The organism is Paenibacillus cisolokensis, assembly GCF_050481165.1.
Taxonomy (GTDB): Bacteria; Bacillota; Bacilli; order Paenibacillales; family Paenibacillaceae; genus Paenibacillus_AH; species Paenibacillus_AH cisolokensis.
Genome location: NZ_JBCNFP010000020.1, coordinates 1 through 12,382 on the forward strand (window position 1 = coordinate 1; position 12,382 = coordinate 12,382).

General features: G+C 40.4%; 10 protein-coding genes. 5 read left to right on the forward strand and 5 right to left on the reverse strand.

Annotated elements, in window-relative coordinates:
- Positions 1–444 precede the first annotated feature (444 nt).
- A complete protein-coding gene (locus ABEV74_RS03940) occupies positions 445–1,779 on the forward strand; it encodes a helix-turn-helix domain-containing protein (RefSeq protein WP_430103542.1) in 1,335 nt (444 codons plus the stop codon).
- A 388-nt stretch (positions 1,780–2,167) separates the two neighbouring features.
- On the opposite strand, the gene ABEV74_RS03945 is transcribed toward ABEV74_RS03940, so the two are convergent.
- On the reverse strand, positions 2,168–2,356 hold the full coding sequence (locus tag ABEV74_RS03945) for a hypothetical protein (RefSeq protein WP_430143565.1): 189 nt from the start codon (positions 2,354–2,356) through the stop codon (positions 2,168–2,170).
- 76 nt (positions 2,357–2,432) lie between these two features.
- A complete protein-coding gene (locus ABEV74_RS03950; protein WP_430095501.1) occupies positions 2,433–3,182 on the reverse strand; it encodes a hypothetical protein in 750 nt (249 codons plus the stop codon).
- 380 nt (positions 3,183–3,562) lie between these two features.
- Here ABEV74_RS03950 and ABEV74_RS03955 point away from each other — a divergent pair, with 380 nt between their 5' ends.
- The 4 genes from ABEV74_RS03955 (at position 3,563) to ABEV74_RS03970 (ending at position 9,740) form a co-directional block, all read left to right on the forward strand.
- A complete protein-coding gene (locus tag ABEV74_RS03955) occupies positions 3,563–4,150 on the forward strand; it encodes a TetR/AcrR family transcriptional regulator (RefSeq protein WP_430095503.1) in 588 nt (195 codons plus the stop codon).
- A 204-nt stretch (positions 4,151–4,354) separates the two neighbouring features.
- On the forward strand, positions 4,355–7,075 hold the full coding sequence (locus tag ABEV74_RS03960) for a TnsA endonuclease N-terminal domain-containing protein (protein ID WP_430095505.1): 2,721 nt from the start codon (positions 4,355–4,357) through the stop codon (positions 7,073–7,075).
- 1 nt (position 7,076) lies between these two features.
- Positions 7,077–8,306 carry an AAA family ATPase gene (locus tag ABEV74_RS03965; RefSeq protein WP_430095507.1) on the forward strand — a complete coding sequence of 410 codons (1,230 nt, stop codon included), beginning with the start codon at positions 7,077–7,079 and terminating at the stop codon, positions 8,304–8,306.
- A gap of 48 nt (positions 8,307–8,354) precedes the next feature.
- On the forward strand, positions 8,355–9,740 hold the full coding sequence (locus tag ABEV74_RS03970; RefSeq protein ID WP_430095509.1) for a TniQ family protein: 1,386 nt from the start codon (positions 8,355–8,357) through the stop codon (positions 9,738–9,740).
- A gap of 533 nt (positions 9,741–10,273) precedes the next feature.
- Here ABEV74_RS03970 and ABEV74_RS03975 read toward each other — a convergent pair.
- The 3 genes from ABEV74_RS03975 to ABEV74_RS03985 form a co-directional block, all read right to left on the reverse strand.
- On the reverse strand, positions 10,274–10,534 hold the full coding sequence (locus tag ABEV74_RS03975; protein WP_430143566.1) for a hypothetical protein: 261 nt from the start codon (positions 10,532–10,534) through the stop codon (positions 10,274–10,276).
- A 41-nt stretch (positions 10,535–10,575) separates the two neighbouring features.
- Complete coding sequence (locus ABEV74_RS03980) at positions 10,576–12,033, reverse strand: DUF3320 domain-containing protein (protein ID WP_430143568.1); 1,458 nt, start codon at positions 12,031–12,033, stop codon at positions 10,576–10,578.
- Between the two features lie 94 nt (positions 12,034–12,127).
- Positions 12,128–12,382 (reverse strand): hypothetical protein (locus ABEV74_RS03985; protein ID WP_430143569.1); only part of this gene is annotated, 255 nt, incomplete at its 5' end.

The window sequence follows — 12,382 nt, forward strand, 5'->3', positions numbered from 1 at the left end:
CCGTTCAGCAAGCCCTAATTATTGGTACCCCAACCATAAAGTTATCATTAATATCACTAATACGATAAATTATTATATAAATATCGAAATATTGATAATGATTGTGGGTGGGAAAATTGTATAACACCGGGATGGCATCAATTACGCCTGCAGGAATTGTATTTAACAACAGGATCTATACTTGCCGACGAGCAATAAAAGAACAATGGTTCAGCCATTCATTTCAGGGGGACAAGAATCTGACGATTTTGTATCAACCGGAGGACACGTCATCAATTATAATTGGCAACTCAGAGTCCGGGGAACTTTGCAGAATGGTTATTATTACACCTTATGAAGGTAAGAGGTTAACGGATTATTATGAAGCTATTGAATGCTTCAAAAATGTCAAAAGGAAATACACAAAGACAGTGACAAGTAAGAATTTTATAGGGGATTCCGGCGATGAGGGCATATATTAACTTTCAAAGCTGGTGCGAAGAAGTCGATTTAGGTATTCAAAATACTTCTAAACTCTTTTCGCTTAAGCCCATCGGGATAGGGACTTCTATGGTAGAAAGTCTTTCTGGTTATATAGCTAGATTAGCGGTGGAGCATCGAACGACAATCGGAAAAATTTTCGCTGATGTATTCACACCATATCTTAACAAACATTACTTACATGAAATTTCCAAACGAGGTGGTAATGGGTTCTATGATTCAGCCCATATGATTAATGGAGTATCTACCGGCGCTAAAGAGTTTTCAATTATGCTAAACGAATTAACCGGTAATTCTAATCTAGAATTTTTGACATTGCTTAGGTTCGCTAACGTCATCCCTCAACGCGGCCTGTTAAGAACAAACAAAGCATGGTGTCCGGTTTGTTTTGAGGATATGGTGAATACAAATTCACCTGTGTATGAGCCATTAATTTGGTTAATTAAAGCAGTTTCTGTTTGCAGAAAGCATAATACTTTGTTAGTGGAGCGCTGTCCAAATTGTTCAAGAAGAAATCTAGTAATGGATCGTCGAAGTTCTCCGGGTTTTTGTTCACACTGTAATACTTGGCTGGGGAAGGGAAGAACAAGTAATCTAAATATACTTGATCATGAATCCCGCATCAAGGCAATGATGGTGGAACGATTGCTAAAGAACATTAGCGTACCGGTTAAGGACGGCATAATTACTTCTTTAAGAAATATTGTTACTGATGAGAATTCAAGCGTAGCGCATTCAGCACGAAAATTAGGTGTACCCAAAACGACCTTTTGGGGTTGGTTTAGAGGTAAAAATCTTCTTCCAATCTCTGAGGTAATTCGTATTTGCAATAAGTACGGAATTGACATTGTTGATTTTTATAAAGGTTATAATAAGCGCGATCATTTTCCCGTTATATTTTCAAAGAGAATTAAAAAGACGAATGTAAAAATAACTAAAAGGCCTCTATTTGAGATTCAAAAATTAGTGAAGAATGTAGTAAGGGACATGTCGACAGGATATCTCCATGTACAGGCCATGGCTGATGTAGTCGGAGGCAACAAAAAAACATTGTACAACCATTTTCCGTCACTATGCAAAACACAGGCAGCAAAGAGAAAACAATACCTAAATAATCAAAAAAGGAAACGATTAGATAAGATTAATCGGGAAGTAACCACAGTGTTTAGACTTGCTTTATCATATGGGCGGGTACCAAGTATGAACAGACTGGAACGGTATTTAAATAAGCCAGCTGTTTTTAGAGAGCAGGAAGTCAAGGGACACTTTAAAAAACTGATTGCTGAAGAAGGATCGTAATACCTATTAGAGTAATTACGATAATATAATCGAGCCAAACTTCAGAAGTAGAAAGCAACGCACTTCCACAATATTCAAACGATAAGCTTTATATAAGAACTGATGTTTGGTATAATGTTACAAACATCAGTTCGTTTTTTTCTACGACTGACCAATTAACATACAATACATGTTTTCCTTTTTTTGAAGGTTTTATTCGGAATTGCTTCTGAATCGTCTTCGTTTGGCCCCTTCCGACAATCGAAAGGCCCAACGTTGGCGTTCAGCTTGAAATGACTGGTAATCAACGCTTTGGAGCCTTTTCTCAATATCTTCTAGCTGGAGTGCATAGTCGACAAACACGTCCGTTTCGCCGCTGGAATGTATTCATTCCAGCTTCGTAACCCGGTCATGCGTCTGACTCCATGGCCATCCGGATGGACTGTTGCCCGTCCGTCACGATGCCGATGATCGGAAAACCCAGTTCGATGATCGGCGCGATGAGCTTCTTCAATTCCTCGGCGGAACCGCTTTTCAGGTTTTGAGCGGCCAGAATGGTACCGCTGAAAGATTTCCCGAATGACGTACAGCGTTTCATTTCCTTTCTCGGGTTGAACGCCATCCATCGGTTCGCAACTCCAAGTGCGTGATGAGCATGGATCCTGTGGCAAAGCTCATGAGGGCGGTGTGTGGCCACCAAGACCACCGCCGGTGAGATGCAGGATGACAAACAGTAGGACCAGGACGATGACGATGATCCCAAACACCTTCACCCAGCGTGGTGTACTGGTTGATCCGCGGTCGGGCCCTACACCGATGTCGTCGCTGGTGTCGCCGTTGGAGTCGGGGTAAGAGAACGGGTCAGCCATGTGCGTATCCTCTTCTGTCGCGCGTTGTAATAATAATTTTCTCATTGAGGGCTCGTGCTGCATACGCCGCCCGTACGGGGTCATGCCCCGCGGCTTGTACACCGACAGCGTCGTGGCCACGAGCAACGCCAGCAGGGCGGCACCGGCGTTGGCCACGAGTTGGATTCGCAGCTGGCGGAGATCGGCACTGGACAATGTCGTCTCTGCCGCTACCTCTGCCATGTAGCTAATTGGCTGCATATGCACCAGCAAGACGATGGTGGAAAGGATGGTTATCAGAAGTTTCGCCAGAATCCAATAGTGCCGGAACAACCCCCACTTGGTACCTAGTGACTGGACAAGCCCGGTTAGCAGCGAGGCGAGGCTCAACGGGACGATGACGTACGAGGCGGTCAACTCCATCGCAAGATAGGCGGCTCGCACCATCTGAGCATCCTGGCTGGTCAGACCGGCGACAGAGAGAGTTAGGAAACCAGCGACCGCGCCGAGCCAGCTGACCGAGAAAGTGACATGCGCAGTGAGCGCGAACTTGCGGAGGTGGGGTGTCATGGTCATGGCTGATGCCCCCCGTGTTCTATGGGCGGTCTGTGGCCACTAAAGCCACCGCCGGTGAGGTGCAGGATGACAAACAACAGGAGCAGGACGATGACGATGATCCCAAACACCTTCACCCAGCGTGGTGTGCTGGTGGTCGATCCGCGGTCGGGCCCCCCTAGAGTTTGCAACATGGTTGTTCCTCCCAGAGTATAAGTTATAAGTATAATATAATTTGAGACGTTCCATGCACAGAATGCCACGTTTCGCGGATGAACGTCAATAATCAAAGCGCGGGCTTTGTTCGTTTATGAACAGTTGAGCGAATTGTTTAGAAACTTCACCCTCGGCACTCTGCCCGCACGCGGAGAGTACGATTGCTTATCTGAGGAGGATTTTTCATGAAGAAGACTGACCGGCGGGTACATCGAACGCGCGAACTGCTACAAAAGGCGCTGATCGAACTGATCAGCAAACGTGGATATGATGCGATCACGATTCAGGACATAGTGGATCGCGCCAACGTCGGGCGTACCACCTTTTATCTGCACTACAACAGCAAAGACGAATTATTCATTAGCTGCCACGAAACCATCGTCAGCGAGTTCCCACTCTACCCTCTCTCCCGTAAAGAACTGCTGTCGCCTGAAGCGCCACCGGGGATGATATCGGCATACAGGCATCTTGAAGACGCGCGAGCGCTGTTGCATCGAATTTTTCAGGGAAAGGATAGTCTGCTGATCCTGCGGAGAATCCGTGACTGGAGCAAGCAGCAAATCGAAGCTAGCCTGCGTGCAGCCTTTTCCGAAGCCGACAGCACCATCCCGTTCGACGTGCTGGCAAACTATCTGGCGGGGGCGCAGATCGCGCTGGTGCAATGGTGGCTGGAGAAGCGCCAACCCCACACACCCGAAAACCTAGCGCAGACATTTCACCGCTTGCAGCGCGCGGCAATCCGCGATGCGTTCGGGTTAAGGGACGGTGAGTAGGTTTATAAGGAAAATCAAAGAATTAGACTGAAAAATAAAGCTTTAGATTAGAAAATAATGTTTTAGACTGGCCGGAGAGTTATTCAACTACCGGGCAGGATAGTGTAGTAAGTTCGACAGAGGATTTGGAAATATACGTTAGTTAATTGGTCAGCCGTAGTTTTTTTTACAAACATGTTTTACCGATTGAGTGGGGGGGTAACAATGCTTCCAGCACATTTGGTGAATCTATTTATTAGAAAAGGGCTTAGTCCCGAAGCACGTAAAATTATTGAGACTATTCGTTCTTCTGAACCTTCACGTCGAGTAAACAGCGGCCGCGGCAATACCCCAGGAGTTTATCCCAGTAGAAAAATGGGAGTAACGATACAATTTGAAAGTCATACTGTTGAACTGGCCGCTATCTATGAGAAAGAGCACGATCCCAATGTCTATGAATATTATGATCAGCCACCGTCATTCACGATTCGGTATCAAGTTGATGGAAAAAATCGTGGACACCTGTATACCCCGGACTTTTTCGTTATTAGTGAAGATTTTATTGGTTGGGAAGAATGGAAGCGAGAAGAGGATCTTATCAAGTTAAGTGTAGAAAAACCTTATCTTTATGTTCGGGCAGAAGATGGTACTTGGTATATGCCGCCGGCTGAAGAATATGCGATAAATGTTGGATTGTCATTCCGAGTCCGATCATCGAAGGATATAAACTGGGTGTATTTGAGCAACATTCGATTTCTGGAAGATTATTTGCTTTCGGAACCGAATATAATGGATGCTAATGCAAAAGAGATGTTAATTAGTAAAGTGGCCGAGAATCCAGGAATTTCTTTAAAGGAGCTCTTGGATGATCAAACCGGTTATACCTCCGATGACATTTATAAACTTATTGTAAGTGATGTTTTATATTTTGATTTAAATAAAGTTCGGATTATAGAGACGGATCGGGCTAAATTATACCCGAATAAAGAAATGGCCATTGCGTACTCATTTTTAGACGCTGATTCGGGAATTAAGCCGCTTCCGGTCGTGAACTTGGAAGTTTTCCCGGGAGCCACCATTCAATGGGATGGGAGATCCTTTTTGATACTTAATAATGGGGAAACAACCATTTCCCTTCTTGCTCAAGATAGTAATAAAGAAATTGAGCTGCCCCGTGACCAATTCCAATTATTAATTCAAAAGGGAAAAATAACAGGATTAACGAATTCCCAAGAACAAAAAAAACTAGAAGCCATTGATATATTGAGAAGTGCTTCAGAAAGCGAATTGGCCAAGGCTAATTACAGGTATCAAAAGATAAAACCCATTTTGGATGGTTACTCAGCTTCTAGTATAGACGTTTCGGAACGAACGCTTCGTGACTGGGTTTCCAAATATAAGAGAGCAGAACAGTTGTATGGTTATGGTTATGTCGGTCTGTTAAGGAATGGGAAACCAGGTAATCATGAGAGAAGATTTTCGAAAGAAGTTATTGACTTAATGGATAAATACATTGAAGAAAGTCTTGAAACGATCGTTAACCGAAAAGCATTTACTGTTTGGAAACTATTAATAACAGAGTGTAAAGAAAAGGGTTATCAAATACCCAGCTTCCAAAGCTTTTTAAATCAAATAAAAAGACGTTCTGATTATGAATATACTCTCAAAAGAGAAGGGAAAAAAGCGGCCTATCAGAAGGAACCAAGATATTTAGAGCTTCATTTCACTACACCTCGACACGGGCAGTACCCCTTTGAAATTTGTCACTTGGATCATACGCAATTGGATATAGAATTAATTTGCTCTAAAACCGGAAAAAACTTAGGGCGTCCTTGGGTTACCTTTTTGGTGGACGCCTTCACTCGAAGAATCCTAGCCCTTTATTTAACTTTTGATGAGCCAGGGTATCGTTCGATTATGATGGTGTTGAGGGAATGTGTGCAAAGGCATTCCAGATTGCCCAAAAATATTGTGGTAGACGGTGGTAAAGAATTCGGAAGCACTTATTTCGAAACCCTTCTCGCATTTTACAACATCGGTAAAACGGTTCGAGAAGGTAAACCCAAATATGGGGCAGTGGTTGAACGGTTATTTGGAACCACAAATACCATGTTTATCGATAACTTGCTCGGAAATACGCAAGTAATGAAAAACGTTAGACAAGTAACTGCGGCGGTGAACCCCAAGAAGAATGCTGTTTGGACATTTGGAAAATTCTTAGAGAGGCTAAAAGAATGGGCATATGAGGTCTATGACACCATTGAACATCCGGCATTAGGCAGATCCCCTAGAGATGAATTTTTAACGGGAATAGCTAATTTGGGCAAACGTAAATCCACATATGTGGCATACGATGAAACGTTTATAATGCTCACACTTCCATCGACTAGAAAAGGGACGGCCAAACTTGACCCAGGTAGAGGTGTGAAAATAAATCATATTTATTATTGGTCTGAAAGCTTGCTTGATCCTGAATATGCAGGAAAACAAATTCCTGTTAGATATGATCCCTTTAACATGGGGGTAGCGTACGCTTATCTTCGTAACACATGGGTGTATATGAATTCCGAGTACTACAGCATATTTGTTGATCGTACAGAGCGGGAAATTCAGCAGGCATTAGAGGAATTGAAACGTAGAATGAGGCTTCGTGGGCAGGAAGTCAGTATTTCTGCTGCGAAAGTTGCTGAATTCCTTAAATCTGCCGAAACTGATGAAAGTTTGATGCTTCAACGTCTACGGGATAGTGAAGTAAAAAGCACATTTTCTGTACTCGAGGGTGGTAAGGCAGGCAAACATAACAGTTACCGATCGACAAATAAGAAACAAGATTTCTCAACTTCAAAGACATTTAAAGTATATTCAAAGGATAAAATGATTGCAGATCGTAACACTGAGTACTCTCAGGATCAGCATCTTAAATATAAAAATTTCGGGGAGTTTTAACATGAGCGAAGTGATGACTAAGCCAGAGGAGCATGAAAAAATATTGGGGTTTCCCGAGAATCTGCTTCATCAATCGATCCAAGCTAAAGTGGACTACTTTAAAAACTATACAGTAGGGCATCCATTGTTAATGGAAGCTTACACTAAAATTAGTGACAATATTTTCAATCCCTCAAATCGATCTATTCAGTTTTTATACGGCCCGACTGGGGTGGGCAAAACAACCATATTTAATAAACTTAAAAGGACGATTGTCGAAAGAATGTTGCCCCTTCTTGAAACGGATAAAGGCAGAATACCTTTTGCAGCGCTAGAGGCACCATCTCCTGACAACGGCATTTTTGACTGGAAAGACTTTTACATTCGACTGCTTGAACAGCTGAGAGAAATAGCTATCGAACATAAAATCGATTATGAAGCAATATATGATCGGGGCGAATTTTCAAATTTAAGAGTTCAAGATCCGAATCGCAAGTTTAGGAAAGCAGTTGAATCAACATTAAAAAATCGCCGTCCCATTGCACTAATTATAGATGAAGCCCAACATATGATGAAGATGGCAAGTGGAAGAAAGCTAAGGAACCAGATGGATTCCATAAAATCACTGGCATCACTATCAAACACTCCAATTGTTTTAATTGGAACTTATGAACTGCTTCAGTTTACAAATTTAAGCGGTCAATTATCGCGGCGGAGTGATGATGTTCATTTCCAACGTTATCAAATGGAAAATAAGCAGCATATGGAGTGGTTTGAAAATACCCTTTATATGTTTCAAAAAAACATGCCTTTAGAGGTTGAACCAGATCTTGTGAGCTATACCGATTTTTTTTATGAGCGAAGTATCGGCTGTATTGGTACACTTAAAGATTGGTTAACAAAAACACTTGAAATGAAGTTATTAAAAGGGAAAAAAACGTTAGACATTGATGATTTTCAAGAATATGCTCTTTCTCTTGACCAGTGTATCAAAATGATTCGTGAAGCACGAGAAGGAGAAATGAAATTGGAAGAAAGTGATGAGAAGAAAAAATTACTATACAGCTTATTAATGGCGAACAGGAATTCTTTGCAAGAAAATGAAGAAACAGAAGATCAATCCTTTACTAAAGATAAGAACGATAAAAATAACTCGAAGAAGAGGAAACCAGGAAAACGTAATCCCAAACGTGATGTTACTGGTGGAAGAGTTAAAAGAACAGAAATGGAATCCGATGTGGATGCTGTATGAGAGGTTCATGGGGTTGGTGAAATCAATGTTGGTTTAGTGGAGGTTAATATGGCATTCAGCGGTTTTTTAGAAGATGATGAAAAAATAAATTATATACTATCCACAAGAAGCCGGCTTTATCCGTTAGAACCAAGAGGATTAGGTAGTTTTATGAAAGAAGGTTTAATTAGTTATATAACCCGGTTATCAGAGGCTCATTGCATTGAAGTTGGGACTCTGGTTTCTTACGAATGTTCTTTGAATTTTGGTGTGCCACGCATTTATTCCTATCATTCAAATAAAGTAATGAGTACTTTCTATAAAGACGCTACTTCAATTAACGGTTTTGGTTCAATTAGCTTAGAAATGGAGAAAGCAATTAAAAAATTAACTTTACGTTCAGACATTGAAGAAATGAACCTAAACAAATGGGTTTTTATCCCGAGAAATAAAAGCATTGTTAAAAGGTATAAACATTGGTGTTCTCAATGCTATTCGGAGTGGAAAGAAGCAGGGGTACCTATTTACGATCCTTTAATATGGTCGATTAATCTATTAAAAATATGTCCTGTTCATAAGACTTTACTTCAAACCAGTTGTCCCAAATGCTTTAGGGAGATACCGATTATACATCATCGTTCAATGATTTCTCATTGTATTTATTGTTTTAATTCTCTTATTACCAATATTGAAAATCAAGCAACAATGTCAGAGGAAGAACAATTATTTCAAGAATGGTTAAGTGAAAGTTTAGGGAGTATGTTAGTTTGTGAGAAAGAGTTTGTTGACACAACTTCAATATGTAATTCACTAAAAATGTTTCGGGAGAAGTATTGTGAAAATAATGATAGAGTATTTTCGAGAGTGTTACTCATAGAGAATAAAAGAAGGCAATTAAATGCTTATTGCAGAGGTGCCGCTGCACCACATTTCAATTTATTGTTATGGTTTTGTTACATATTAGGCGTAAAATTGGTTGATATCTGTACAGGAGGGGAATTTACCCAAAACGGAAGAGATTCTAATGATTCATTACATGACTTTAAAAAATATTTCATGATTGAAAATAAATGGTCAAAAATAGACAAGGTTTTAGTAAGGGAGAAATTACAGAAATATTACACTTGTTATCCCCCACGATCTTTTAAAAGTATTTCAAGAGAACTAAATGTAGAAGAATCTTATTTACGGAAGAGCTTTCCCAAAGAGGCAAAGTTTCTATCAACGAAGTTTAGGAAGTTTAGAGAGGCTCAGAAAATTGAAAATTTACAAATGCAGAAAAATCTAATGGAGAAAGTGATAGATGACTTTTTTAGGGAAAATAATGCAGTGCCATCAAAATCAATGTTAAAAAGACTCATGGGCTCTTCTCATGTAACTTTTAAACGTGAACTAATGGATTATTACCGCGAGAAGATTAAAGAATATAACGTTATAACTCAAGCCTCAGATTAACGACACACCCAATAAAACTTGTCAAAAAGCTCCTGAACTTGTCCTCATTTAATACAAACTAGAATTAAAGTAGGAATGCACTTCCGGCAACCATTTGATTTAATAATGAACTTTCGGCAAAAATATTCTTGAATAAACAAGCAGAATTCGCTCTATTTATTCTTTTTTCAGCGAATTTTCGGCAATCTTTTGGTTTAATAAACGGCAAACTTTTGGTTTAAACAATATTAGGTCTCTTTTCTGCGTTTTCGGTATACGTGGCGGTTAGAAAACCCGCGTAGTTATTGGATTTTTGCCTTTTCTGACTCTGAATAAGAAATATCTCTGATGGTGTACGGGGCGGTGCCACACTGTATACCAGTTTTAATGTCATCCAATAGACGGGCTCGCTCCTTCAACCGTTCCGTTAGAACGCGTCTTGGTCAAACTGGGTTTTCATTTTTAAAAGGTTCAGCATGATTGTTTAACGGTTGAAAATTGTTCGATTAGTTTACGTGATTTTGTAAAAATGGTTCCAAACAATATTTATAATCTCACATCGTATTAGTATCTATCGAATTTAGTATAGTAGAGATCTCATCCAATTTATTACAAACATCACTAAGACTATCATATAGGCCATTGCCTTTGATATCACTTGCTAATGATTCCAACTTATCGTATACATCTGATATTGAATTATAAAGACCTTGTCCCTTCAATTCCTCAACAGATGCTTTTAAATCTTCAATGTTTGTGTTGATTGAGTAAATACCGTCTCTAATTTCTTGAAGAACTTCGATTAATTGCTCCAAAATAAACCCTCCTAGCAATTTGTGGTTAGAAATATCAACAGCTAAAGAACGATCTTTCCATTAAGATTTTTAACAACCCCTGATTCAACGAGATAATCGCAAGCTTGTTGCATTGCATTGCTAATATTGCTGCCCGTTCTGCTGAATCCGAATACCCGAGCTGTAACTGAATAAAGGTCGTTTGTAGTGATTCCAAAACTTTTACTAACTATTTGTAGCATTGCCTCAGCGATCTCTTCTTTGGAAATATGATTGATTGATCTTACTCCAACGTCATTTGAAAGCGGAACCCTGGCTTTTATGTTTTCAGCTCCCTTAATCCAAAGGAAATCACCCTTTCTCATCAACTGATCGGTAAGGTATTTACTGATTACATAGTTAACTGAATCTCTCACTTTTACTGTTACCTTTTGATTGCCAAACAGCCCGGCTACTCTTTTGCACAGCAATTCAAAATGGATTGGGTATTCCTTTTCGACAACATACTTAATCACGTTCTTAAGATAAGTCGTATCATCGGAATAACGTTTAACCTCATAGACATTAGCTTCTTCATAGTAGTCAAAGGAATAAGGGTTATCGTAAGTATGTTCGCCAAGATCCGTGGGGTTCTCTATAATTTCGATACCAATCGTTTGCTCGCTTTGAAACTTATGCATTGATCCAGAATTAACATTGCTTTCCTTGTACTCGCTTATGGCATTGTTGACAGCATCCAGTAATTTACGACCTTCTGTAATAGGATCTTTAATCCAGTCAGTTGACCATATACGATAGATTTTCCAACCAATGTCCTCCAAGATGGTCTGACGCAACCTGTCACGTTCTCTAGCCGTTCTAGCAGAGTGGTATGTAGCTCCATCACATTCTATTCCAAGGACGAACCTGCCACTTAACGTAGGATGTTTAACGGCAAGATCGATTCGATATCCGGAGCAACCAACTTGAGTAGCAACCATAAATCCATTCTTTACTAAGAAGTCATACACAGACTCTTCAAATGGAGAGTCAACGTTAACCGAATCGGAATATGTCAGCTCATTAAGAATTGCATCGGGCCCATTCATTGCAAATTCTATATAAGATCGTAACATCTTTACACCTTCAGCATTCGTGCTCTCCAATTTAATATCTGTTGGCCGGATCGATCCAACAAGTTTAACATTATATTTAGCTCGAGTTATTGCAACATTCAACCGACGATAGCCGCCGGATCTGCTTAAAGGCCCGAAGTTCATATACATATTGCCATTTGAATCTTTTGCATAACCAATGCTGAAGATAATGGTATCGCGTTCATCCCCCTGCACGTTCTCAAGGTTTTTTATGAAAAACGCTTCTTCTTTATCTTCATTGAAGAATTTTTCAAATTCCTGATTTTGAAGACGCAATTGACGGATTGCTGTTTCAACGGCCTGTTGTTGGGCTTCACTAAAAGTGACAACTCCTAGGGATCTTTCAGGGTAGTTGCGGAAATGCTCATAAACCAATTCAGCCACACGTGTTGCCTCTTTTACGTTACATTTCTTACCGCCACGATCATAAACTCCATTCTCAACATAAATATACTCGACTCCGTGGTCAGGAACTTTATCAATGTGAGAAGGAAATGTGATTATGATTGTAAATTTTGGCGTTTGAGAAAGCAATCAGGTGTTCATGGCGACTCCTATAATGCCATCTTAGTGTTCGCTCCGGCAGAACAGTAAGGGATTCATCAAGAATAGACTCAAATGCGTCGGTATCGTCAAATTCTTCATCGTCTGCTCCATCGCCATCAAAGTCTCCATCTGAAGTATTCGCGGCAAAGAAGTTGGTTGGTGGCAGGATCAAGTCCAAATTATTGTG

Excerpts from the sequence above, each read along its gene's own strand:
- ABEV74_RS03970 (WP_430095509.1), top strand. The coding sequence starts at position 8,355 with ATGGCATTCAGCGGTTTTTTAGAAGATGATGAAAAAATAAATTATATA.
- ABEV74_RS03940 (WP_430103542.1), top strand. The coding sequence starts at position 445 with ATGAGGGCATATATTAACTTTCAAAGCTGGTGCGAAGAAGTCGATTTA.
- ABEV74_RS03965 (WP_430095507.1), top strand. The coding sequence starts at position 7,077 with ATGAGCGAAGTGATGACTAAGCCAGAGGAGCATGAAAAAATATTGGGG.
- ABEV74_RS03950 (WP_430095501.1), bottom strand. The coding sequence starts at position 3,182 with ATGACCATGACACCCCACCTCCGCAAGTTCGCGCTCACTGCGCATGTC.
- ABEV74_RS03945 (WP_430143565.1), bottom strand. The coding sequence starts at position 2,356 with ATGAAACGCTGTACGTCATTCGGGAAATCTTTCAGCGGTACCATTCTG.
- ABEV74_RS03955 (WP_430095503.1), top strand. The coding sequence starts at position 3,563 with ATGAAGAAGACTGACCGGCGGGTACATCGAACGCGCGAACTGCTACAA.
- ABEV74_RS03960 (WP_430095505.1), top strand. The coding sequence starts at position 4,355 with ATGCTTCCAGCACATTTGGTGAATCTATTTATTAGAAAAGGGCTTAGT.